This window comes from Actinomadura sp. B10D3 (assembly GCF_039871695.1).
GTDB lineage: Bacteria > Actinomycetota > Actinomycetes > Streptosporangiales > Streptosporangiaceae > Spirillospora > Spirillospora madurae.
Map to the genome: position 1 here is coordinate 1 of NZ_JBDPLY010000037.1, position 23,542 is coordinate 23,542.

Annotated in this window: 21 protein-coding genes and 1 rRNA gene; 10 read left to right on the forward strand and 12 right to left on the reverse strand. The window is 74.3% G+C overall.

The window, feature by feature from the left end; translation table 11 throughout:
- Positions 1–12: 12 nt before the first annotated feature.
- Positions 13–129: ribosomal RNA gene (gene rrf / locus ABGB11_RS37160) — 5S ribosomal RNA — on the forward strand.
- 66 nt (positions 130–195) lie between these two features.
- Here the strand turns inward: rrf and ABGB11_RS37165 are convergent.
- From ABGB11_RS37165 to ABGB11_RS37180, 4 genes are all read right to left on the reverse strand, one after another.
- Positions 196–1,848, reverse strand: coding sequence for a DNA repair helicase XPB (locus ABGB11_RS37165; RefSeq protein ID WP_347640185.1), 1,653 nt, complete (start codon positions 1,846–1,848; stop codon positions 196–198).
- 215 nt (positions 1,849–2,063) lie between these two features.
- The gene (locus ABGB11_RS37170; protein ID WP_347640186.1) at positions 2,064–2,495 is read right to left on the reverse strand and encodes a hypothetical protein; all 432 of its coding nucleotides are present in this window, start codon (positions 2,493–2,495) and stop codon (positions 2,064–2,066) included.
- Positions 2,496–2,636: 141 nt separating this feature from the next.
- Positions 2,637–4,997: a helicase-associated domain-containing protein gene (locus ABGB11_RS37175; RefSeq protein WP_347640187.1), complete on the reverse strand. Its 2,361-nt coding sequence runs from the start codon at positions 4,995–4,997 to the stop codon at positions 2,637–2,639.
- A 93-nt stretch (positions 4,998–5,090) separates the two neighbouring features.
- Entirely contained in the window at positions 5,091–5,708 is a 618-nt protein-coding gene (locus tag ABGB11_RS37180; RefSeq protein WP_347640188.1) for a TetR/AcrR family transcriptional regulator, read from the reverse strand.
- 168 nt (positions 5,709–5,876) lie between these two features.
- Here ABGB11_RS37180 and ABGB11_RS37185 point away from each other — a divergent pair, with 168 nt between their 5' ends.
- Positions 5,877–6,359: a GNAT family N-acetyltransferase gene (locus tag ABGB11_RS37185; RefSeq protein ID WP_347640189.1), complete on the forward strand. Its 483-nt coding sequence runs from the start codon at positions 5,877–5,879 to the stop codon at positions 6,357–6,359.
- A gap of 4 nt (positions 6,360–6,363) precedes the next feature.
- Here the strand turns inward: ABGB11_RS37185 and ABGB11_RS37190 are convergent, their stop codons facing one another.
- Positions 6,364–6,726 (reverse strand): hypothetical protein, encoded by a 363-nt coding sequence (locus ABGB11_RS37190; protein WP_347640190.1) that lies wholly within the window; start codon positions 6,724–6,726, stop codon positions 6,364–6,366.
- Between the two features lie 231 nt (positions 6,727–6,957).
- Here ABGB11_RS37190 and ABGB11_RS37195 point away from each other — a divergent pair, with 231 nt between their 5' ends.
- Complete coding sequence (locus ABGB11_RS37195; RefSeq protein WP_347640191.1) at positions 6,958–7,599, forward strand: HAD hydrolase-like protein; 642 nt, start codon at positions 6,958–6,960, stop codon at positions 7,597–7,599.
- A 154-nt stretch (positions 7,600–7,753) separates the two neighbouring features.
- Positions 7,754–8,149 carry a cold-shock protein gene (locus tag ABGB11_RS37200; RefSeq protein WP_347640192.1) on the forward strand — a complete coding sequence of 132 codons (396 nt, stop codon included), beginning with the start codon at positions 7,754–7,756 and terminating at the stop codon, positions 8,147–8,149.
- A gap of 33 nt (positions 8,150–8,182) precedes the next feature.
- On the opposite strand, the gene ABGB11_RS37205 is transcribed toward ABGB11_RS37200, so the two are convergent.
- A complete protein-coding gene (locus tag ABGB11_RS37205) occupies positions 8,183–9,583 on the reverse strand; it encodes an MFS transporter (RefSeq protein WP_347640193.1) in 1,401 nt (466 codons plus the stop codon).
- Positions 9,584–9,741: 158 nt separating this feature from the next.
- On the opposite strand from ABGB11_RS37205, the gene ABGB11_RS37210 reads away from it, so the two are divergent.
- Positions 9,742–10,596: a DUF3027 domain-containing protein gene (locus ABGB11_RS37210; protein WP_347640194.1), complete on the forward strand. Its 855-nt coding sequence runs from the start codon at positions 9,742–9,744 to the stop codon at positions 10,594–10,596.
- A 4-nt stretch (positions 10,597–10,600) separates the two neighbouring features.
- The gene (locus ABGB11_RS37215) at positions 10,601–13,618 is read left to right on the forward strand and encodes a hypothetical protein (RefSeq protein ID WP_347640195.1); all 3,018 of its coding nucleotides are present in this window, start codon (positions 10,601–10,603) and stop codon (positions 13,616–13,618) included.
- On the opposite strand, the gene ABGB11_RS37220 is transcribed toward ABGB11_RS37215, so the two are convergent.
- Positions 13,615–13,875 carry a DUF2530 domain-containing protein gene (locus ABGB11_RS37220; RefSeq protein ID WP_347640196.1) on the reverse strand — a complete coding sequence of 87 codons (261 nt, stop codon included), beginning with the start codon at positions 13,873–13,875 and terminating at the stop codon, positions 13,615–13,617. The two genes, ABGB11_RS37215 and ABGB11_RS37220, sit on opposite strands and share 4 nt — an antisense overlap.
- Before the next feature lie 4 nt (positions 13,876–13,879).
- Positions 13,880–14,443 (reverse strand): TetR-like C-terminal domain-containing protein, encoded by a 564-nt coding sequence (locus ABGB11_RS37225; RefSeq protein WP_347640197.1) that lies wholly within the window; start codon positions 14,441–14,443, stop codon positions 13,880–13,882.
- 108 nt (positions 14,444–14,551) lie between these two features.
- Here ABGB11_RS37225 and ABGB11_RS37230 point away from each other — a divergent pair, with 108 nt between their 5' ends.
- The 3 genes from ABGB11_RS37230 (at position 14,552) to thpR (ending at position 17,405) form a co-directional block, all read left to right on the forward strand.
- A complete protein-coding gene (locus tag ABGB11_RS37230; protein ID WP_347640198.1) occupies positions 14,552–15,019 on the forward strand; it encodes a MarR family transcriptional regulator in 468 nt (155 codons plus the stop codon).
- A 440-nt stretch (positions 15,020–15,459) separates the two neighbouring features.
- Positions 15,460–16,716 carry an MFS transporter gene (locus ABGB11_RS37235; RefSeq protein ID WP_347640199.1) on the forward strand — a complete coding sequence of 419 codons (1,257 nt, stop codon included), beginning with the start codon at positions 15,460–15,462 and terminating at the stop codon, positions 16,714–16,716.
- 65 nt (positions 16,717–16,781) lie between these two features.
- Complete coding sequence (gene thpR / locus ABGB11_RS37240) at positions 16,782–17,405, forward strand: RNA 2',3'-cyclic phosphodiesterase (protein ID WP_347640200.1); 624 nt, start codon at positions 16,782–16,784, stop codon at positions 17,403–17,405.
- Here thpR and ABGB11_RS37245 read toward each other — a convergent pair.
- Both ABGB11_RS37245 and ABGB11_RS37250 read right to left on the reverse strand, forming a co-directional pair.
- On the reverse strand, positions 17,342–19,438 hold the full coding sequence (locus ABGB11_RS37245) for a hypothetical protein (RefSeq protein ID WP_347640201.1): 2,097 nt from the start codon (positions 19,436–19,438) through the stop codon (positions 17,342–17,344). The two genes, thpR and ABGB11_RS37245, sit on opposite strands and share 64 nt — an antisense overlap.
- 128 nt (positions 19,439–19,566) lie before the next feature.
- Entirely contained in the window at positions 19,567–20,601 is a 1,035-nt protein-coding gene (locus ABGB11_RS37250) for a hypothetical protein (protein WP_347640202.1), read from the reverse strand.
- Between the two features lie 226 nt (positions 20,602–20,827).
- Between ABGB11_RS37250 and ABGB11_RS37255 the strand changes: the two genes are divergently transcribed.
- Positions 20,828–21,772: a hypothetical protein gene (locus ABGB11_RS37255; protein WP_347640203.1), complete on the forward strand. Its 945-nt coding sequence runs from the start codon at positions 20,828–20,830 to the stop codon at positions 21,770–21,772.
- A gap of 223 nt (positions 21,773–21,995) precedes the next feature.
- Here ABGB11_RS37255 and serC read toward each other — a convergent pair whose 3' ends face one another.
- Positions 21,996–23,132, reverse strand: coding sequence for a phosphoserine transaminase (gene serC / locus ABGB11_RS37260; RefSeq protein WP_347640204.1), 1,137 nt, complete (start codon positions 23,130–23,132; stop codon positions 21,996–21,998).
- Between the two features lie 43 nt (positions 23,133–23,175).
- Positions 23,176–23,532 (reverse strand): hypothetical protein, encoded by a 357-nt coding sequence (locus ABGB11_RS37265; RefSeq protein WP_347640205.1) that lies wholly within the window; start codon positions 23,530–23,532, stop codon positions 23,176–23,178.
- Positions 23,533–23,542 lie beyond the last annotated feature (10 nt).

The window sequence follows — 23,542 nt, forward strand, 5'->3', positions numbered from 1 at the left end:
TGCGTTGAGGCGTTCGGTGGTTTTGGCGAGGGGGAAACACCCGGTCCCATTCCGAACCCGGAAGTTAAGCCTCTCAGCGCCGATGGTACTGCATGGGAGACTGTGTGGGAGAGTAGGACACCGCCGGGCTTATATTAGAAAAGGGCTCCGCCGTCATGGCGGGGCCCTTTTCTCATGTCCGCTGTATGCCGGGGATCAGAAGTCGTCGCCGGCGAGGACGGTGTCGGCGTCGACGATGCGGTAGGCGTAGCCCTGTTCGGCGAGGAAGCGCTGGCGATGGGCGGCGTAGTCCTGGTCCAGGGTGTCGCGGGCGACGACCGCGTAGAAGCGGGCGCCGGCCCCGGACGCCTTGGGACGCAGCAGGCGTCCCAGCCGCTGAGCCTCCTCCTGCCGCGACCCGAAGGCGCCCGACACCTGCACGGCGACCGACGCCTCGGGCAGGTCGATGGAGAAGTTCGCCACCTTCGACACGACCAGGACGTCGATCTCGCCGGAGCGGAACGCGTCGAACAGGCGCTCCCGCTCCCGCACCCGTGTCTCGCCCTTGATGACGGGCGCGTCCAGCAAGGAACCCAGCTCGTCCAGCTGGTCGATGTACTGGCCGATGACCAGCGTCTGCTCCCCGCGGTGCCGGTCGACGAGAGCCTGGATGAGCTTCGTCTTGGTGTCGGTGGTCGCGCAGAACCGGTAACGCTCTTCCGGCTCGGCGGTCGCGTACGCCAGGCGTTCCGAGTCGGTGAGCGTGACGCGCACCTCGACGCAGTCGGCCGGCGCGATCCAGCCCTGCGCCTCCATGTCCTTCCAGGGCGCGTCGTAGCGCTTCGGGCCGATGAGGGAGAACACGTCGCCTTCCCGGCCGTCCTCCCGGACGAGGGTGGCGGTGAGGCCGATGCGGCGGCGGGCCTGGAGGTCGGCGGTCATCCGGAAGATCGGCGCGGGCAGGAGGTGGACCTCGTCGTACACGACCAGGCCCCAGTCGCGGGCGTCGAAGAGCTCCAGGTGCGTGTAGGCGCCCTTCCGGCGGGTCGTCATGATCTGGTAGGTCGCGATCGTGACCGGCCGGATCTCCTTCTTCGTGCCGGTGTACTCGCCGATCTCGTCCTCGGTGAGGGACGTGCGGCGCAGGAGCTCCTGCTTCCACTGGTGCGCCGAGACGGTGTTGGTGACGAGGATCAGCGTGGTGGCCTGGGCGCGGGCCATGGCGGCGGCCCCCACGATGGTCTTGCCGGCGCCGCAGGGCAGGACGACGACGCCGGACCCGCCGTGCCAGAACGCCTCGGCGGCCTCCCGCTGGTAGGAGCGCAGCGCCCAGCCGTCCTCGGCGAGGGAGATGGCGTGCGCCTCACCGTCCACGTACCCGGCGAGGTCCTCGGCGGGCCAGCCGAGCTTGAGCAGCGCCTGCTTGAGGGCGCCGCGCTCGCTCGGGTGGACGGCGACGGCGTCCTTGCCGACCCGGTCGCCGATCATGCCCTTGATCTTCTTGGCGCGCAGCACCTCCTCCAGGACCGACCGGTCCGAGGACGACAGGACGAGCCCGTGCGCCGGGTCCTTCTCCAGCCGCAGCCGCCCGTACCGCGCCATCGTGTCGGCGACGTCCACGAGCAGGGCGTGCGGGACGGGATAGCGGGAGTACCGGATCAGCGTGTCGACGACCTGCTCGGCGTCGTGCCCGGCGGCCCGCGCGTTCCACAGCGCGAGCGGCGTCACCCGGTAGGTGTGGATGTGCTCGGGCGCCCGTTCGAGCTCGGCGAACGGTGCGATCTCCTTGCGGCAGGCGCCGGCCAGGTCGTGGTCGACCTCCAGCAGCAGCGTCTTGTCGGACTGGACGATGAGCGGACCGTCGGTCACAGCAGAAAGCCCCCGTCGGGATGTGGTGGTCGGTGCCTCGTCCGGGCGCCGGGCATCTGCCGCACGCTACCCGAGCCGCGACGCCTCGTCGCGCGTTCCGGGCCGGACCGCAGGGTTCAACGCCCGAGCCCCCGCCTTTATTGCGCGCCCCGCCGCGTTCCGGGCGCCCCGCCGCGCCCCCGCCGCGCCTCCGCCGCCCTTGCCGTGTCCCCCGGTCAGATCCCGCTGGACGAGCCGTAGTCCGGGTCGGACGCGGTGACGCCGATGACGATGTACACGATCAGGACGATGACGCCGATGGCCACGGAGGCGCCGAAGAGGGACCAGCTCCAGATCGTCAGCTTCCGGGCGGACGGCGGGTCGGTCTGGGTGCGGCCGAGGGCGATCGCGGCGGTGATGACGCCGGGGATGGCGACGATGTTGCAGCACACCAGGATCGCGACGGCGTTGCAGACGAGGGCGGCGATGGTGGAGCCGTTGTTCGCGGGCTGGTACGGGACGCCCGGCGGCCCGTAGCCGTATCCGGGCTGGCCGTAGCCGGGTTGGTAGCCGTAGCCCTGCCCGTACGCGCCGCCCTGGTCCCACCCTTGGGAGCCGCCGTACGGGTCGTCCCAGCCCGACGGCGGACCCCCGCCGTATCCGCTCATCGGGAGCCTCCTCACACCACTCGCCCGGACACGCTATCGGTCCGAAGGGTCACTGCTTGGACCGTATGCGACGTTCGCCGGTTCCCGTCTTCGGAAAGCCGCCGGGAGGGGCCGCATGCGGACACCTGCCCCCCGGACGGTTCAGGAGGCGTCGTCGAGTTCTTTGACGCCGGTGATGCGGTGCAGCGCGAAGCGGTGGACGGCGGCGCGGGTGGCGTCGTAGCCGGTGAGGAAGCCGCCCTCGACGCGGACGGGCTCGACGATGCGGCTGGACGCCTGCCCCTGCTGGTCGAGGTAGCCGATCCAGACGCGCCCGCCGCGCTCCACGGCGGCGCGGAGCAGTTCGATGGTGGCCATCGCCGGGGAGCGGGGCGGCTCGCCGGACGGGGCCTGCCGGGCCTGCTCGGCGCCGTGCACGGAGGCCTCGTCGCCGGCCCGCAGCGCCCGCACGGCGGCGGCGATCATCGTGTCGTCGGTGCGGGACCCGGGGCGGAGCCGGTGGATCTCGGCGGTCGGCGGCGGTTCGGCGCGCTGCGCGTCCGGCCGGGTCACGATCACGCCGCCGCCGGGCGCCTCGGCGACCGGGGCGAGCCCCATGGCGCGCAGGCCGTCGAGCAGTTCGCCGCGCTGCAGCCCGGACGCGAGGACGGTCGGGGCGAGGCGGTGCAGGCGCAGCGGGGCGGCGCGGCGGTCGGCGAGGATCTCGTCGAGGGTGGCGGGCGCGTCGGTGCGGACGTAGGACGTGAGCGCGCCGACGCGCAGGTGGCCGTGCCGGCGGGCGACGTCGTCGATCAGGTAGGTGAGCGGCTGCGGGAGCGGGGTCGCCGAGTGCCGGGTGAGCAGGTCGGTGACGTCGGCGGCGGTGCGCCCGGCGTCCAGGGCGCGGCGGATCGAATCGGGCGTGAACCGGTAGACGGTGGCGCCGCCGGTGGACTCGACGTCGGCGGCGAGCGCGAGCTCCCGGGCGAGATCGGTGACCAGCGGGCCCGGCGCGACCGCGGTCAGGTCGGCCTGGATGAGGATCTCGTCGACGGGCGCGGGCAGGTACTTCTCCAGCGTGGGCTCGGGGTCGTCGCCGGCGAGCAGGTCGCGGGCGAACGGGGCGGGCTCGCCGAACCCGGTCAGCCCGAGGGCGGCCGCCTCGCGCAGCGTCCAGCCGAGGAGCCGGTCGCGGGTCGGCCCGCCGCGGCGGGGGCGCAGCCAGGTGAGCCGCTCGCGGAGCGCGTCCTCGCTCACGACGACGCCGCGCCCGGCGCCGACGAGGATGTCGAGGATCGCCTGCCGGGTGGCGGGCGCGCTGCTGCGCACCATCGCCTCGCTCAGCGCGTTGATGAGCCGGTCGCGGTCGTCGCGCTCGCCGGCGAGCCCGGCGGCGCGGTCGGACTTGAGCCAGCCGCGCGCGAGCTCCGTCCAGCGCCCGGCGGTGTCGCGCATCAGCCACAGGTCGTAGGCGGGGGTGGGCAGCCATTCGCCGTCGAGGTCGCCGCTGCGGGTGAGCAGCCCCGCCGCGTAGGCGACCTCGACGAGCAGCGCCGCCTTCCACTCGGGGACGTCGAGGAGCGTCGCTGCGGCGCGCAGGTCGCGGACGGCGAGGCCGCCGCTGCGCAGGACGGGCGGCGGGTCCAGCCCCCAGCGCTCCAGCAGCTCCTCGGTGAGCCGGACGGCGTTGTAGGCCTCGCCGGCGGCGGCGCGCACCACGATGTCCTCGCTCCGCGCCGCCGCGGCCGGGGGCAGCGGCGGCGGCTCCGCCGGGACGTCCCGGAAGAGGCGCCCGCCGCGCAGGTGCAGGGCGATCTCGCGGGGCAGGGTGACCGTGCGGTCGTCCTCGGCGGCGAGGAGGCCGCGCGCCAGCAGCCGCTCGATCGGCGTGGCGGCGGTGTCGATCCGGACGGGCCGGCGGGCGTCGGCGACGCGCCCGACCGGCGGGCCCCAGGCGAGCTGTTCGAGGGCGGCCCGCGCGTCGGGCCCGGCGTCCTCGATCAGCGGGCCGGGGTCGTCGAGCAGCTCGGCGAGCCGGCGCAGGAGCCGCGCGGAGTCGGTGAACCCGCGCGGCGCCTCCCCGGCGAGGTCGGTGACGAGGTCGGCCAGCCGCTCGACGGGGTAGGTCGCGAAGACCTCCTGGACGGGCGGGCCGAGCCCGGCCGGATGCGGCAGGCCCTGCCGGACGCCGGGCGCGGTGTTCGGTGCGTCGTTCCCCCAGGCCAGCCCGTAGCGGAGCAGGGTGCCGAGCGCGCCGGCGGCCTGCTCGGGCGTGCAGCCGAGGGCGCTGGCGAGGGCGTCCGGCCCGGCCGGCGGGGGCAGGACGAGGAGGGCCTCCAGGACGGCGAGCGTGAAACGGTCCAGCCGGTCGAGCGCGCGGGACACGGCGGCGGGCGTGGCGGCGCGGGCCGCGAGCGCGGTCAGGTCGGCGGGGACGGGGGCGAGCAGCTCGGGACGCGCGGACAGGAGCGCGCGAAGCTCGTCATCGCCTCGCGCGCGCAACCAATCCGCGTACGTTTCCATCGGTTTCCCAACCATATGTCGCGTGCATAGCGCAGGTGCGCGGGGCTCCAAGGGTAGAAGCCCGCACGCGGTGGGGAACACGGACCACGCAGGTCAGGTGGCAGGCGTGCGCTCCAGGTGCACCAGCCCTAGGCCGAGCCGGGCCCAGCCCTCCACGAACCGCTTCTCGTCGATGCGCGTCGGCGGCTCGTACATCGACTCGTTCGCGAGCCAGTAGTTCACCACCGCGCCCCCGAGGATCGACGCGATCGCCGGCCAGTCCTCGTCCACGCCCTCGTACTCCGGCTGCGCCGCCAGCCAGGTCGCGATCCCGTCGTACAGCGGGTTGACGATGCCCTCGCGCATCTCCGCCACCAGCTTCGGGAACTGGTCGAGGTCGCGGAACAGCACCCGGATGAGGTCCTGCTCCTCGCGCATCTTGGCGAGCCCCGCCTGGCAGGTCATCCGCAGCCGGATCTCCAGGGGGCGGCCGGCGTAGGCGGTCGACTGGTCGAGGACGTCGCTGATCTGCCGGCGGGTGCGCTCGATGTGCTCGCGGATCGCGGAGGCGAGCACCTCCTCCTTGGAGCGGAAGTGCCGGTACAGGCCTCCCGCGCCCGGCGACAGGCCCGCCGCCGCCTCGATCTCGGCGACCGAGGTCGCCGCGTAGCCCCGGTCCGCGAACAGCCGGAGCGACTCGGCCACGATTCGCTCGCGCGTAGATGTCGTCATGGTGATGAATTCCTCCGCAAGAACAGTAAGGCATCCCGATGCGGCCGGTCGCCGGGTCACGCGCGGCACGCCCGAATCGGTGATGCCGCTCACGCTGCGCTTCGGGCGGCTAGAGTGCGATCGTCAGCGCCCCGCTCGCCGGAAGGGGCGTCGTCGGAAAGGTCGGCGATGTTCAAGTCTCCGCGGAAGGCGGCCGACGCAGCCTTCCTGCCCGAGGACTTCGTGGTGCCCGCCCTGGTGGCCGGGCCCGACTTCCAGATCCGCCCGATCACCGTGCACGACGTCGTCAAGGACTACGGCGCCGTGATCGGCAGCCTGGACCGGCTGGCCGGCCGCTTCGGCCCCGAGTGGGGCTGGCCCGACCGGGAGTTCACCTTCGAGCAGGCCCTGATCGACGTCGCCTGGCTGCAGAAGGAGGGCCAGCTGCGGCGCTCTTTCAGCTACGTCGTGATCACGCCGGACGGGGAGCGGCAGCTCGGCCGCATCCACGTCGCCCCGTCCGACGACCCCGACGCGGACGCCGTCGTGGTCTTCTGGGTCCGCGCGGACGAGGAGAACTCCACCCTGGAGAAGGAGCTGGAGGAGTTCGTCCGCACGTGGGTGACCACCGCCTGGCCCTTCGAGAAGGTCCGCTTTCCCGGCCGCGAGTGAGTGCTCAGAGCTTGCGGACGAGGTTCACCAGGATGCGGCCGACCACCAGGTAGACGAGGGCGGCCAGGCCGTAGTTGACGGCGACCTCCGTCTTGCGGTTCTCGGGCTGGAAGACGTCCTTGAACTGCCAGCAGAGGTCGGTGGCGCGGTCCGCGAACCAGCGCACGAGGTCGTTCGCCGTGTTGGCGTCGAACGCCACGAACACGATGTGCACGGCCAGGATCGCGACGACGACCGTCGTGACGACGGAGATCGCGGCGGCGAGCAGGCCGGCGGCGCGGCGGCGGGCCGCGGCGGCACCGGCCGTGAACCGCCGGGTGCGCGGGGCGCGGTGGTCACCGCCCGTCTCGGTCTTGGTCTCTGCCATGAGCGGCCTCCTTCGAGGGTTCCTCCGTGGCGGGCGGCCGGGCGAGTGATCGTCCTTGGGGCTGGGGTGGGGTGTTCGGGTGCTGTGTTTTCCCTGGTCGACTGGTTTGTGGTCGGGGGCTCGGGTATATCCGCATCACGGTCCCGCGCTCTCCTACTCGGATCCCGTCGCATCGCCACTACCAGGAGAGCGCGGGTCCTCGCGTGTGTCCAGCCCCGTACGCTGTGGGACGTGCTCGACCTTGATCTCCCGACATCTCCGGACAGCGGGTTCGCCATCGGATTCGACCTGGATCTGACCCTCGCCGACACCCGCGCCGGGATCAGCGCCGTCTACGCCTCCCTCGCCGCCGAGACGGGCGTCCACATCGACACCGACCTCGTGGTGCGCCGCATCGGCCCGCCGCTGGAGGAGGAGCTGGCGTACTGGTTCCCGCCGGACGAGGTGCCCGCGATGGCGGCCCGCTACCGGGAGATCTACGCCGGCATCGCGATCCCGGCGACCGTCCTCATGCCGGGCGCCGTCGCCGCCCTGGACGCCGTGCGGGCGAGGGGCGGGCGCGTGGTCGTCGTGTCGGGCAAGAACCAGGCCGACACCGAGCGGACCGTCCGCCACCTCGGCCTCGGGGCGGACGCCGTGGTCGGCGGCCTGTTCGGCGCGGACAAGGGCACCGTCCTGCGCGAGCACGGCGCCGGCGCCTACATCGGCGACCACACCGGCGACGTGGACGCCGCGCGGGCCGCGTCCGCGGTGGCGGTGGCCGTGGCGACCGGCGCGTTCGATTCGGCGGCCCTCACCGCCTACGGCGCGGACGTCGTCCTGCCGGACCTGCGGGCTTTCCCCGAATGGCTCGGCGGGTTCCGCACGGGCTGAGCCGCGGCGATATTGGGGTGATTTCGTCGTGCCGCCCGGATAGCTTCGAAGGCGTTGCCCCTAGGGCGTCGCGGGGCACCCGGCGTGTTCACCGGCCCGCGGCGAGGCACTAATCTTGGGGGCGATTCAGGACGATTACCGAACGAGGTCTCCGGTGCCGACTGGCAAGGTCAAGTGGTACGACTCCGACAAGGGGTTCGGCTTCCTCACCCGCGACGACGGCGGTGAGGTCTTCGTGCACTCATCGGCGCTGCCGGGCGGGGTCACGACGCTCAAGCCGGGCCAGCGCATCGAGTTCGGCGTGGTCGAGGGACGCCGCGGGCAGCAGGCGTTGCAGGTCCGCGTCCTGGAGACGCTGCCGTCGGTCGAGAAGACCATCGCCAAGCAGCGGCGCAAGAAGCCGGACGAGATGGTCGTCATCACCGAGGACCTGATCAAGCTGCTGGACGTGATCTCCAACACCTACCGGCGCGGCAAGCACCCGGCCCCCGCGGAGGCGAAGAAGATCGCCACCGTGCTGCGGGCCGTCGCGGACGACCTGGCCCCCTGAGCGCGCACCGGCCGCGAAGGGGCCGTGCCCTGATCAGGTGTGCATCTCCGGATGCGCGTCCTTGATCGTGGTCTTCCGGCGGGGCCGGCGCGGCGCCCGGCGCGGCGTGCCGGCCTGCCGCGACACCAGCAGCCCGAACGCGACCGCCAGCGCCGCCGCGACGATCGCCAGCGCGACCCGGCCGTCCGCGACGATCGACATGCCGAGGCCGAGCAGCCCGCCGAGCACCCAGCTGAGCTGATGCAGCGTCTCGGAGACCGCGAATGTGGACGAGCGCATCTCCTCGCCGATCTCGCGCTGCACCACCGCGTCCATGGACAGCTTGCCGAGCACCTGGCCGAGACCGGCCGCCGTCGCCACCGCGAGCGCCGCCCACAGCCCGAAGAACGCGGCGCCGGCGGCGGTCACGGCGGTGACGGACGCGAGCGTCGCCGACACGATGAACCGCGGCGCGCGCGCCTTCATCCAGGCGCCGAGCGAGGTGCCGATCAGCCCGCCGGCCCCCGCGCACGCGGCGAGCAGGCCGAGCGCGACATGGTGCGACACCGGGTCGAACCGCTCCTGCCGCAGCAGGAACGCCAGATAGATGATCAGGAAGCCGGAGAACGCGCGGAGCACCGCGTTGGCCTCCATCGCCTCCGCCACGACCGGCCCGACGCGCGGCAGCGCCAGGAAGCGGCGGCGCGGGCCGTCGCCGTCCGGCTCCGCCGGCTCGACCTCCGGGACGTCCACGTGCTGGGGGAGGCGCATCGTGAACACGACGCCGAGCAGGAACACGGCCGTCCCGATGCGCAGCACCCAGCCCGGCCCGATCAGCACGGCGAGGCCGGCGCCGATCGGCGCGGTGACCGACGCGGCGATCAGGCCCGCGAACGAGCATCGCGCGTTCGCGGTCACCAGCGTGATCTCGTCCGGCAGGACGCGCGGGGTGACCGCCGCCCGCAGCACCCCGAACGCCTTCGACAGCACCAGCACGCCGAACGCGGCGGGCAGGAACGTGACCTGGTCGCCGTGCGGGAGCGCGCTCGCCATCGCCCAGCACAGCAGCGCCCGCATCACGAACGTGCTCGCGATCGCGTACCGGCGGACGTGCCGCGCCCGGTCCAGCGCCGGGCCGATCAGCGGGGCGACCAGCGCGAACGGCGCCATCGTCACCACGAGGTAGAGGGCCACCTGGCCGCGCGCCTGGTTGACGTCCAGGCCGAAGAACAGGGTGCCCGCGAGCGCGACCGTCAGCAGCGCGTCGCCGGCGGAGTTGAACGCCGACGCCTCGATCAGGCTGCCGAGCCCGCTGCGGCCCGCGCCCTGCGCGTGGGTGACGCGGCGGGTGAGCCGTCCCGTCCCGAGCAGGGCCGAGCGGACGCCGCGCCAGGCGCGCGCCGCGCCCCCTGCGACGGCGCGTACGGACCGTCCCGCCCGTGTCCGGTTCCCCATGCGCCCTGATCTCTCCCCTGCGGTCGTCCCGCTGTTCCTCGTGGCACGGCCATCGGAGTCGCTCAATTGAGAGTACGTTCCCCGCGAGGATGCGGGCTCACCGCTCGTTCACCAGGGGGTGGGCTCGGTCACGTGCTCGCATGGGCGAGAATCGACATGTGAGCCCACAGCGTCAGACCAGCCCCGCGCGTCCCGCCGCCGCGCGCGCCACGTCCGGGGCCGCCCGCCGGACCCGCACGCCCGCCGTCGACACGGCCTGCGCCGAGGCCGTCGACCTCGCCCGCGAGGCCGCCGAGGACACCGCCGCCCCCGGTGACGTCGGCGAGCACCTCGGCGTGCGCGCCGAGGCCGACCGCGTGGTCACGCACTACTTCGCCTGCCTCGACCCCGCCTACCGCGGCTGGCGCTGGGCCGTCGCGGTGGCACGGGCGTCCCGCGCCAGGAACGTCACGGTCAGCGAGTGCGTGCTGCTCCCCGGCGACGACGCCCTCCTCGCCCCGCCGTGGGTGCCGTGGCTGGAGCGGCTGCGCCCCGGCGACCTCGGCCCCGGCGACCTGCTGCCGACCGCGCCCGACGACGCCCGGCTCGCCCCCGGCTTCACGCAGGTGGACGACTCGACCGACCGGGCGGCCCCGTGGGAGCTCGGCCTCGGCCGCGTCCGGGTGCTGTCCAGGGAGGGGCGCGACGAGGCCGCGGCCCGCTGGTACGACGGCGTCGCCGGCCCCCGCGCGCCCATCGCCGCGTCCGCGCCCGCCCAGTGCTCCACCTGCGGCTTCTTCGTCCCGCTGGCGGGCGAGCTGCGGCAGATCTTCGGGGTCTGCGCCAACGAGTACGCCCCCGACGACGGCCGCGTCGTGTCCGCCGACCACGGCTGCGGCGCCCACTCCGAGGCCGTCAGCCTGCCGGCCGCGTCCGAGCACAACCCGCCCGTGATCGACGAGCTGGGCTACGAGATCGTCCCGGCCGTCGAGGACACCGCGTCCCTCGACGACGAGGCGCTCGGCCACAGCTGACCCGATGCCGGACACCAGCCGACCGGACGACGCGTTCGGCGCGCGGGCCCTGCGCGAGCGGGTCCTGCGCGCCTGGGGCGAGTCCCCGGCGCGCTTCCGCGAGGACGCCAACGCCGAAGAGGACCACGCCCTCGGCGGCTACCGGGACCGCCTCGTCATCGAGCTGGCCCAGAACGCCGCCGACGCGGCACTGCGCGCCGGTGTCCCCGGCCATCTGCGGCTGACCCTTCGCACGTCTTCGCAGGGCACCGTCCTGACCGCCGCGAACACCGGCGCCCCGCTGGACGCCGCCGGCGTGGAGGCCCTGTCCACGCTGCGGGCGTCGGCCAAGCGGGACGAGACGCGCACGGCGGGCCGCTTCGGCGTCGGCTTCGCCGCGGTCGTCGCCGTCACCGACGCCCCCGCCATCGCCTCGGCGCCGCCCTCCGGGCCGGCCGGGGTCGAGTGGTCGCTGCCGCGGGCTCGCGAGCTGGTGGAGGCCGTCCCCGGGCTTGCCGCGGAGCTGGAGCGGCGGGGCGGGCACGTGCCGCTGCTGCGCCTGCCGTTCGCCATGGAGGAGCCACCGGAGATTCCCTCCGGGTTCGACACCGCGGCGCGGCTGCCGTTGCGGGACGAGGCGGTCGCGTCCGTCCGGCGGCAGCTCGATCAGGTCGGCGCGGTGCTCATGCTGGCTCTGCCGGCGCTGGAGCGCGTGGACGTCGATGTCGACGGAGACGCGCGGACCGTGACCGCCGACCACCGGCGACCGGACGAGGTCGTCATCGACGGGAGCGTCTGGCGGACCGTCGAAGCGCACGGGGAGATACCTGCGGCGCTTCTGGCGGACCGTCCCGTGGAGGAGCGGGGGCGGCCGTTCTGGCAGGTGCGGTGGGCGCTCCCAGACGACGGGCTCCCGGAAGGGACGCCCAGCGTCCTGCACGCGCCCACGCCCAGTGACGAGCGGCTTGATTTCGAGGCGCTGCTCATCGCGTCATTTCCGCTCGCGCCCGACCGCAGGCATGTCGCCCCTGGGTCATTGACCGACTTTCTCGCAGATCAGGCCGCGGACGCCTATGTGCGGCTGCTGAGCGAGCCGCCCGTCTCGCCCGCCGTGCTCAGGCACGTGCCAGGGCCGGTCGGCGCCGGAGAGCTCGACGCGCGGATCCGGCGTGGTATCCGGGAGCGGCTCCCCGAGGCGCCCCTGCTGCCGCATCGCATGCGCGGGCGGGACGCGCTGGCCGTGGACGCGCCCGCCGCGTTCATCGAGGTGCTCGGCGGCGAGGACGCCGTCGTCGGCGGGCTGCTGCCGCCGGAGTGGCCCGCGCGGAGCCCGGCGCTGGCCGCGCTCGGGGTCCGGCGGGTGGAACTCGCCGACGTGATCGATGAGCTGGCCGCTGTGGACCGGGGGCCCGCGTGGTGGCACCGGGTGTACGAGGCGCTCGCCGGAGCCGCCACGGACGCTCTGGGGGCCCTCCCGGTGCCGTTGGTCGGCTCCGGGGCCGATGAAGCGCCGTCCGGCGGTACGGCGGGACGGGTGGTGCGGGGGCCGCGGGGGCTGCTGATCGCGGACGGCGTCGACCCGGCCGGGCTGGACGCGCTCGGGCTGCGGTTCGTCCACCCGGAGGCCGTGCATCCGCTCCTGGTGCGGCTCGGCGCCGTCGAGGCGGGGCCACGGGCCGTGCTCGCCGACGCGGCCGTCCGGGCGGCCGTGGAGGAGTCGTTCGAGGCCGACGACCCGGACGCGGTCGCCGAGGCGGTGCTGGGGCTGGTCGCCGCCGCGCACGTGGATCCGGGCGAGGAGCCGTGGCTGGCCGAGCTGGCCCTCCCCGGCGACGACGGCGACCTGTATCCGGCGGGGGAGCTGCTGCTGCCGGAGAGCCCGCTGCGCGCGATCATGGCCGAGGACGCGCCGTTCGGCGTGGTCTCCGGCGAGCTGGTCGACCGCTGGGGCGCCGGGACGCTCGCGGCGGCCGGGGTCCTGGACGGCTTCGCCCTCGCCAAGGCCGAGGACGTGAACCTCACAGGCCTCGCGGACGAGGCCGAGACCCTGGACCTCGACGACGAGGACCTCTGGGCGGACGACGTGCTCCGGAGGATCGGCCCCCAGGACCTCCCGCCGCTCGTCCCCGAGTTCACGGCCGTCCGCGACCTGGAACTCGTCGACGACTGGGCGGCGGCGCTCCGGGTCCTCGCCGGACCGCCGTGGCGGGCCGCGATCGTGGACCCCGCCCACGTCACCCTGCACAACGGGCGGCGGGTGGCCGTCCCGTCCTACACGGCGTGGTGGCTGAGCCGTCACCCCGTCCTGGACGGCCGCAGGCCGGGGGAGTTCCGGCTGGGCGGGGACGAGTCGCTGGCCGGCCTCTACGACCCCGCGCCGGAAGGCCCGGACGAACGGCTCCTGCTCGCCCTGGGCGTCCGCACGTCGCTCACGGAGCTGCTCGACGAGCCGGGAGGCGCCCAAGAACTGCTCGACCGGCTTGCGGACCCCGAGCGGCCCGTGGCCCGCGCCCAGCTGGGCCGGCTTTGGACGGCCCTGGCCGACGTGCCGGAAGCGGTCGTCGAGCCACCCGACCATGTCCGGGCGGTGGTGGACGGCGACGTGGAGGTCGTCGACGCGCAGGACGCCCTCGTCCTGGACAGCCCGGACGTCCTGCCGCTCCTCCAGGGCCAGCCGCTCATCATCGCCGCGCAAGGCCGCGATGGGCGCCTCGGCGAACTCCTGGACCTGCCGCGGGCGGGCGACGAGATCCCGGGCGCGGTCGAGTCGGAGGGCGAGAAACGTCCGGTACCCGACGCGGTCAGAGCCGTCCTACCGGAGGCTCCCGCCGACTACCTCGCGCATGAGCGCCTGGTCGTCGACGGGCAGGACGTCCTCTGGTGGACGAGAGACGGTCAGATACACGCGAGCAGCGTGAAAGGGCTGGCGCGCGCCCTCGCCTGGTCCAGCGGCCATTGGGGCGACCGTCTGCTGCTGGAGGCCGTCCTGCGCGAGCCGGAATCCCTGCCCGCCCTCCTGGCCGAGGACGATTTGGAGCCCTAGACCGGCGTATCGCGCTTGGCGGCGCGGGCTTCCTCCTGGCGGGCACGTCCGGCCTGGAGCCGGGGGATGTACCACACGCCGAACAGGCCGATCGCGATGCCGACCCCGCACACCCACAGCCACCACCGGTCGTCCGACGGCAGGCCGACGATGAGCAGGACGACGAGTGCGACCGCCCAGGCGACCGCGCCCGCGGCCGAGATCCGGACATCGTTGGTCTGCATCGGCGGAGGGTCCGGGCGGCGCGGAGGGCTCATGCGATCAGGCTACGTGGCGCGCATCGCGCAGGCCTCCGGTCATCATGGTGATGAGCAGCTCATAGCTGGCCTCCAGATCCTCGGGCAGGCCGAAGCCGCCCGCGGCCTCCAGGACGGCGAACCCGTGCACGGCCGAGCGCAGGCACCGCGCCGCGTGAACGAGCGCGGGCCCCTCCAGGGCGTAGCCGCGCAGCGCCCCGAACAGCACGCCGAGGAGCCGCTCCGCCGCGGCGTGGCCCTCCGGCGCGGCCGTCTGCTCCATCGCGCCGTAGCGGCCGGGGTGCTCCACGACGTACGACCGGTAGGCGCGCATGAGCGCCCGGAGGGCGTCGTCGCCGGACCGCCCGAGGGCCGCCTCGCGGAGCCGGTCGGTGAGCTCGTCCATGACGCGCGCGGTCACCAGATGTCGCAACTCGGCGAGATTGCGGACATGCTTGTACAGGGAGGGGGTCGCCACCCCGGCCCTCCCCGCCACCGCCGCCAGTGTGAGGGCACCGGGGCCGCCGGCGTCCACGACGGCGACGGCGGCGTCCACGACCGCCTCGGGGGACAGACCCGCACGGGGCATGAACCATCCACCGTCCTTTCTTCTAACTAGCCGATAGGCTAATGAGGTTAGCGACCGTGTCAAGCGACGGCGTGGCAGCATGGGCGGCAGTACGGGAGACCAATGACGATGACAACGCCACCGATCCGGGGCCGCACGGCGTCCGCGCCGGGCCTGGCCGAGGAGCTGCGCATCTCGATCGCGCGGCTGTCGCGCCGCCTGCGCACGCTGCGCCCGTCCGCGGCGGGCGGCGGCCCGAGCCCGCTGTCGCTCACGCAGTTCGCCGCGCTCGCCGCCATCGAGCGGCACGGGTCGATGACGCCCCGCGAGCTGGCCGACCACGAGAAGGTGCAGCCGCCCTCGATGACCCGGGTGATCGCCCACCTGGAGGAGCGCGGCCTCGTCGCGCGCAGCCCGCATCCCACCGACGGCCGCCAGGTCGTCCTCAACGCCACCGAGGAGGGCGCCGCCCTGCTCGCGGACGAGCGGCGCCGCAAGGAGGCGTGGCTGGCCATGCGGCTCGGCGAGCTGACCGACGATGAGCGGGAGATCCTGCGCCGCGCCGCGCCGATCATCGACAAGCTCAGCCGCTCCTGACCGAGGGGCTCCAAAGGCGTGGCCCGCGGGTGTGATCGTCCAGACATTCCCTTGCCGGAATGCGGCTCCCGTGCTTACCGTTAGCTTCGGTAATGACTTCTGCTAACGAAGGCCCCGGCGAACCCGAGGGGACCGCGACGCGCGGCGCCCGCGGCCGGCGCCCCGTACACCCGGCCCGCGCCGCCGCCCGGACGCCGCCCGTCCTCCCCCGCCGCCGCCCCGCCCCCGCTCGCGCCCGCTCAGGCGGAACGTTCCAACCCCCCACCCCCGAGCCCGTCGCCCTCAAGACCCCCACCGCGAACCCTCCAGCGAACGCCGCCTCAGAAGACGCACTCCTGGAAGACGCGGTGAAGCTTGCAAAAGACGCACCCCTAGAAGGCGCAGCCCCGAAGGACTCGGTCGCGGAGGACGCGACGGAGGAGGCTGAGGGGCGGCTGGGGATGTTCCGGTCGCTTCGGAATCACAACTTCCGGCTCTATGCCGCCGGGCAGGTCGTCTCCAACACCGGGACGTGGATGCAGCGGGTGGCGCAGGACTGGCTTGTCCTGGAGCTCGCCCACGGCAGCGGTACGGCGCTGGGCATCACCACCGGGTTGCAGTTCCTGCCGATGCTGCTGTTCGGGCTGTGGGGCGGCGTGATCGCCGACCGGTACCCCAAGCGGCGGGTGCTGATGATGACGCAGGTGTCGATGGGGGTGCTCGCGCTCCTCCTCGGCCTGCTCGCCGTGACCGGCACGGCGCAGGTGTGGCACGTGTACCTGCTGGCGTTCGGGCTGGGCGTCGCGACCGTCGTCGACAACCCGTCCCGCCAGGCGTTCGTGGTCGAGATGGTCGGCCGGCGCGACCTGCCGAACGCGATCGCGCTGAACAGCGCGACGTTCAACGGCGCCCGGCTGCTCGGCCCCGCCGTCGCCGGCGTGCTCATCGCCCTCATCGGCACCGGGCCGGTCTTCCTGGTCAACGCGGCGTCGTTCGGCGCCGTCCTCTTCGGCCTGTACGCGATGCGGACGGAGGACCTGCACCACGCGGAGCCGGTCAAGCGGGCCAAGGGGCAGCTCCGCGAAGGGCTCCGGTACGTGCGCGGGCGCCGCGACCTGATGCTCGTCCTGATCCTGGTCGGCTTCCTCGCGACGTTCGGCATGAACTTCACCACCACGGTCGCGCTGGTGGCGAAGGAGGTCTTCCACACCGACGCGTCCGCGTTCGGGCTCGCGTCCAGCATGCTCGCGGTCGGGGCGCTGAGCGGCGCCCTGCTGGCGGCCCGCCGGGTCGCCCGGCCGCGGCTGCGGCTGCTCGTGGCGATGGGCCTGACGTTCGGCATGCTGGAGGTCCTCACCGGGCTGATGCCGACGTACTGGTCGTTCGTGGCGCTGCTCGTCCCCACCGGCATCGCGATGATGACGATCACGACCGCGGCGAACGCGACCGTCCAGCTCGGCGTCGCGCCCGAGATGCGGGGCCGGGTGATGGCCCTCTACATGCTGGTCTTCCTCGGGACGAACCCCGTCGGCGCGCCCGCGATCGGCTGGCTCGCCGAGCACTACGGGGCGCGGACGGGCCTGATCCTCGGCGGGCTGGTCTCCGTCCTCGCCGCGCTCGCGGTCGGGGCGCTGGCGCTGCGCCAGGCGCCCGGGGAGGGCGGCGACGCGCGCCCCGTCCTGGCCCGGCTCCGCCGCCCGCGGGCCGCCGAAGGGTGACCCTGGACGCGTGACAAGGGCGCCACCTGCTGAAAAGCTGGCGGCGTGGCCCTCCGGACGCTCTCATGAGGCTTTTCGTGGCGCTCGTGCCGCCACCGGACGTTCTGGACGAACTCGAAGAGGCCGTCCGGCCGCACACGGACGCGGTGGACGGACTGCGCTGGATCCGCCGCGACCTGATGCACGTCACGCTGACGTTCCTCGGCGAGGTGGACGACCGCACCCTGGAGCGGCTGCTGCCCAGGCTGGAGCGGGCGGTCGGCCGGCACGAGCGGATGACGCTGTCCCTGGCGGGCGCGGGCGCCTTCCCCGGCAGCGGCGCGCACGCCCGCGTCCTGTGGACGGGCCTGTACGGCGACCGCCGCCGCCTGGCGCGGCTGGCCGCGTCCACCACGGCGGCGGGGCGCCGCGTCGGGACGCTGCCGGACAAGCACGCGGGGTTCCGCCCGCACATGACGCTGGCGCGGACACGGCGGCCGGCCGACGTCCGGAACCTCGTCGAGGCGCTGTCCTCGTTCGCCGGCGCGTCGTGGACGGCCGAGTCCGTCCACCTGATGCGCAGCCGGCTGCCGGGCAAGGACTACAGCCAGGTGACGTACGAGCCGCTGAAGACGTGGTCGCTGCGTCACAGCTCCGGGGGCGGGGGCGCGGGCCGGTCCGCGTCCGGCGGGCCCCAGGGGACGCCGTAGCGCTCGCAGGCGCGGCGCAGGGCGTCCAGGTCGGGCGGGAACGTGATCTGCCGCAGCACCCGTCCGGACGGCCCCCACACCACCAGGCGCGGCATCCGCTCGGACGCCTCGTCGATGCCGACGCCGCCGATGCGGTCGCGGCCGAGGTCCCACTCCACCCGCCCGCGCCGCGTGACCATGGCGACCCCGGCGGACGACACGCGCAGCTGCGACCGGTTGCGGTCGTACAGCCAGTAGCCGAAGAGCCCGATCACCAGCCCCGCCGGCACCGACCAGCTCGCCGTGGTGTTGAAGCCGCCGAGCTCGGGGCCGAGCCAGACCGCGCCGAGCAGCGCCACCGCCTCGCACAGCAGGACGCTCATCCCGTACGTGCCGATGCGGGAGCGGCGGGTCGCGTCCAGGAGCGCGCCCGGCGCCGTGGCGGGGCTGGGCGGCGCCGGCGCGGGGAACGTGATGTCGTGCCCGTCGGCGAGGTCCGGCTGCGCCGTCGTGCCCGTGGCCTGCACGGGGACGGCCGCCGGGGCGGGCTCGGGATCGGCGGCGAGCGTGGACACGGCCGAGTGGAAGGCCGCGCTGAGGTATGCGTCGTACTCGGCGTCGTTGACCGGCAGCCCGGCGCGGCGGGCCGAGTCGCGCAGGTCGGTGCGGGAGATCCGCAGCGCCGACAGGGGCGCGGCGAAGAACTCCTCGCCGTCGGAGTCGTAGAGCCGCACCCACGCGTGCCCGGCGATGGTGAGCAGCTCGATGCCGCCGATGCGGTCCTGCGGCATCTTCAGCACGACGTCGCCGGCGGCGTCCGCCCAGCCGAGCCCGTCGTCGGCGACGACGAGCCGCCCGCCGGGCACCTGCGCGAAGATCTCCGGCAGCCCCTCCAGCCCGTAGTCGGGACGGCGCGGCGCCCGCGCCCCCGGCGTGATCACCCGGTAGCCGTGGTCGTCGAGGGCGTGCGCGAGCTGGAAGCCGTCCAGGCCGTGCGCGGGCAGCCGGGCCACGAGCTCCAGCCGGTGCCCGAACGCGAGCGCGGCGAGGTCGGCGCGGCGCGGCTCGCCGCTCACCGGGTCCAGGCGCAGGCCGGGCCCGACGACGACCGCCGCGACCTCCCGGGCCGGCAGGTTCTGGATCTCGCGGCGGCGCCCGGGACGTGCCCGCACCAGCAGCCGCTCCGCGGTGATCGTCCAGCGGACCTGCGCGGCCCGCAGCAGCCGGCGGCGCGCCGCGAGGACGCCGCCGATCGCGGCCAGCGCCCAGCAGCCCGCGGCGAGCCGGGCGCCGAACTCGCCCGCCCCGTCCACCGCGATCCGGATGATCATGACGGTGCCGAGCAGCGCGGTCAGGGCGCCGAGGGCCACGATCCGGCGGCGGCTCGGGAGCGGCTCCGGCGTGTCCAGCCGCTGCTCGTCGTGCGGCTCGGGGGGCGCGGGCGTCGCGGCGGGCGGCTCGTGCGCCGCCGCCAGCAGGGCCGCCTCCTGGTCCAGCAGCCGCTTCTCCGCCGCGTGGTCGCGCGGCAGCGGCCCGCCGCCCGGGACGTCGTCCTGCAGCCCGGACGCGCGCAGCGCCTCGTCCAGCGCCGGGTCGAGCAGGTCGCCCGCCTCGCCGTCCAGGACGTGCATGGGGATGCCGAGCCGCCGGGCGGACACGAACACCGCGAGCGGCTCCAGGCCCATCGACGTCATCCCGCCGACCGCGGTGCGCCCGAACCGGTGGAACACCGTCAGCACGCCGTCGCCGGTGGTGATCGCCAGGCCGTCGATCCGGGACCGCTCGTAGGAGACCATGGTCAGCCCGCCGGGGCCGATGCGTTCCAGACCGGCCGCCGACAGCCGCCAGTACGGCCGCGGGCGGCGGCGCCGCGCGTCCGGGACCGCGCCCAGCAGCCACGGGATCGCCGCGACGGCGCCGATCAGCGCGGCCCACAGCCACACCGGCCGGATCGGCAGCAGCGCCAAGGCCACCGCGAGGACGGTGAACGGGCCCGCGGCCACGGGTCGCCACCGGCCGCCGGGGCCGGCGAGGCCCACCAGCTCATGCTCCACAGTCCGCATCCTCACACGAGTCCTCGCGGGACCGTCGCCCCCTTCCGCGATCCGCTCGCCCGACGGAACCGACTTCCATCGTGCCGGTCAGGTCGGGCGCTCCACTCCCGGCACAACGCTTCCGGGGGTCACTTCCGTTTCCGCGTCAGCCCGTATCCGACGGCCGCCGCGATGGCGAGCGCCAGGAACAGCCCGATCCGGGTGTCGGACGCGTCCCGGCGGCCGTCCTCGGTGCCCCCCGGCGACCCCGCGTTCTCGGGCGAGGGGGACGGCGACGGCAACGCCTTGTCCGGCAGCGGCACCCGGTAGACCGGCTGGTTCTTGCCCTCCGACCCGACCAGCAGCGACCTGCCGTCGGCCGCGTAGGTCACCGACTCGCCCTGCGCCTGCGTCGGCAGGTTGATCGACTCCAGCGTCCTGCCGGGCCGTCCGCCGGGGTCGACCGAGTACACGCGGGCGCCGAAGTAGGTGCGGATCACGCAGGTCCGCCCGTCGGGGGAGAACGCGCCGTCGGTCGCGATGGCGGGGGCGTCCCCGACCTTGCGCAGGACGTTCACGCGGTCCGTGCGCAGCCGCGCGGGCGCCTCGTAGACCCTGCCGCCGAACAGCTTGCTGACGATGTAGAGCCGGTTCGTCCGCGGGTTGATCATGATCGTCTCGGCGTTGCGCGGCCCGTCCTCGTACTTCATCCGGAACCGGGTGGCGCGCAGGGCCTGGCTGCGCAGCCGGGACGGCTCGGGGATCCGGTACACGGTCACGTAGGGCCACGCGCCGCCGAGGTTGTCGCCGATGTCCGCCACGTAGAGGGCCGGACGGCCCCGTCCGTCCTTGCCGACCGCGATGCCCTCCCAGTCGCGGGCGCCCGCGCCGGCGAGGGTGAGGACGGCCTTGACCCCGCCGTCCGGGCCGAGCGCGTAGATGGTCGGGACGCCGCCGGAGTCGTTGTGGGTGTAGACCACCCCGGAATGCCGCGCGCTGGCGGCGAGCCCGCTGGACTCGGTGATCCGCGGGTCCTTGATCGTGAAGGCGACCTCGTCGTCGCGGGCCGCGCTCCCCGGGGCAGCGGACGCGGCCGGGGCGAACGCGCACACGGCGGCGCCGGCGACCATGACCGCGGCGGCGGCGCGTGATCCGGAACGGGCGGAGGGACGGCGTGCTCGCATGGCCTGATCATCCCCGTTCCCCGCCCCGCCGATCATGTGATTCCCCGCGCCGGTCAGCTCAGCAGCGCACCGACGACCACGGCCAGGACGAGCGCGGTCAGCACGGTGGGGAGCAGCCATTGGGGCGCGCGGTTCACGACCCTGAGCTTATTCGTCCGCGTGCACGGCAATGAACCGTCCGCCCATGTTCTGCATCTCATCCTGCATGTGCGGTTTGTTCGGAGTGGTGCGCTCACCCTTCGCCGACGACCCGGGCCGGGCGTCGGACGTGTTCGTCACGCTGGGCGCGCTCGCGGAGGAGCGCGGGACCGACTCGGCCGGCCTGGCCCTGCTCGGCGGGCGTTCGGGGCTCGGCGGGACGGTGCTCGGCGGGCCGTCCGCCGGCGTCGGGGGCTGCCGGGTGGTGAAGGGCCGCGGGCGCTTCTCGGGGATCTGGCGGCCGGAGTTCCTCGCCGAGCTGGACCGGGCGCCCGTCGCGCTCGGCCACACCCGCTGGGCGACGCAGGGTTCACCCGCCGAGGCGGACAACGCCAGCCCGATGGTCGTCCCCGGCACCGCCGCGGCGTGCCTCGACCGGTCCGCCCGCACGCCGGCGGGCGTCGTCGCCACCCACAACGGCGACATCGACGCCGCCGACCTGCTCTCGCGGTACGCGCTGCCGCCCGCGGCCGGGACGACCGACAGCGAGCCGCTCTTCCAGCTGCTCGCGGGATGCCGGACGCCGTCCGACGTCACCCGCGTCCTCGAAGCCGTGGTCGGACGGGTCGCGCTGGCGTGGGTCGACCGCGACCGCCCCACCGAGGTGCACCTGGCCCGCGGCGCGCTCAGCCCGCTGGCCGTGGCCGTGGACACCGACCAGAACATCTACTGGGCGTCCAACCCGGCCTGGTTCCGGGACGTCGAGCGGCACACGCGGGTCCGGTTCGCCACCGTCGTCATGCTGCGCGAGGGCACCTACCTGAAGGTCGGCATGGAGCGCCGTCCCGGACGCCGCGACCGGCCCGAGGTGCTCATGACCGCCGCGTTCGTGCCGACCGCCCGGGACACCGACATGGACCCGCGCGTGTGGACGGGCTTCAGCGACGCCGACGCCGAGCGCGACCGCGCCGGGCTGCTCCACCGCGTCATCGAGCGCGAGGGCGGGACCGGCGGGCTGCTGACCGTAGCGTGAGCGGAGCGAACCGGGGGGCGTGGGGGGTCGTCCCCCCTCGGGTAAGCAGGGCGTGAGCGGAGCGAACCGGGGGGTGTGGGGGGTCGTCCCCCCTCGGGCAAGCAGGGCGTGAGCGGAGCGAACCGGGGGGTGTGGGGGGTCGTCCCCCCTCGGGCAAGCAGGGCGTGAGCGACCCTCGGGGGTGCGGCGTGGCGCCCCCGAGGGTCTCCGTTTCCGCTCGCGGCTAGAGGCGCTCGACGATGTAGTCGATGCAGGCGGTCAGCGCCTCGACGTCGTCCGGGTCGATCGCCGGGAACATGCCGATGCGCAGCTGGTTGCGGCCGAGCTTGCGGTACGGCTCGGTGTCGATGATCCCGTTGGCGCGCAGCGTCTTGGCGACGACCGCGGCGTCCACCTCGTCGTTGAAGTCGACCGTGCCGACGACCTGCGAGCGCTGCGCCGGGTCGACCACGAACGGCGTCGTGTACGCCGTCTTCTCGGCCCAGGTGTAGAGCCGCTGCGACGAGTCGGCGGTGCGGGACGTCGTCCATTCCAGGCCGCCCTGGCCGTTCATCCACTCGATCTGCTCGGCGAGGAGCAGCAGCGTGGCCACGGCCGGGGTGTTGTACGTCTGGTCCTTGGCGGAGTTGTCGACGACGGTCTTGAGGTTGAAGAACTCGGGGACGTACCGGTCGGACATCGCGATCTCGTCGATGCGCTCCAGCGCCGCCGGGGACGCGAGCGCCACCCAGATGCCGCCGTCCGCCGCGAAGCTCTTCTGCGGCGCGAAGTAGTAGACGTCGGTCTCCGACACGTCGACGGGCAGGCCGCCGGCGCCGGACGTGGCGTCCACCAGGACGAGCCCCTCCCGTGCCGTCGTCCCGGCCGGGCGCTTGATCGGCATGGCGACGCCGGTCGAGGTCTCGTTGTGGGTGAGCGCGTAGACGTCCACGTCCTCCTCGGCGGACGCCTCCGGGTGCGTGCCGGGCGGGCCGGAGATGACGGTCGGGTTCCCCAGCCAGGGCGCCCCCGTGGTGACCTTGGCGAACTTGCTGGAGAACTCGCCGAACGTCAGGTGCTGGGACCGCTGCCGGACGAGCCCGAACGCCGCCGCGTCCCAGAACGCGGTGGTGCCGCCGTTGCTCAGCAGGACCTCGTAGCCCTCGGGCAGCGAGAAGAGCTGCGCCAGCCCCTCGCGGACGCGGCCCACGAGCGACTTGACCGGCTTCTGCCGGTGCGAGGTGCCCATGTAGGTCGACCCGGACTCGGCCAGTGCCGCGAGCTGCTCGGGCCGGACCTTGGACGGACCGCACCCGAAACGGCCGTCGGCGGGCTTGATATCGGCGGGAATGTCAATGGCTGGATTCGCACTGTCGGTCACTCACCCGAGGGTATCTGACCTGCGAGGAAGATCGCGGCGCGGGTCACATGCCGAGACGGCGGCGGCGCCAGGCCCAGGTGACCAGGGCGATGAGGGCCACCGCGCAGACTGCGGCGATGGTGGCGGGCGGGTAGAGCCAGTCGTCGCCCTTGGAGTGGGCCTCGACGGCGGTGTTGACCGAGTCGTAGGTCAGGAACGCCAGGAGGAGGGCGGCGGCCCCCGCGGCGATGCGTCCCGACACCGCGTTGGTGCGCCGGCGCCGGGCCTCGCGTTCCGCCTCGTGGCGGCGGAGCTCCTCGGCCGCGTCCGCCTTCCGCGCGTCCGTCTCCCGCGCGTCCGCCGCGGGGCCGGACGCGGGGCCGATGTCGCCGTCGAGCGGCTCGTCGGGGGCTTCACTCATGGCGCCAATG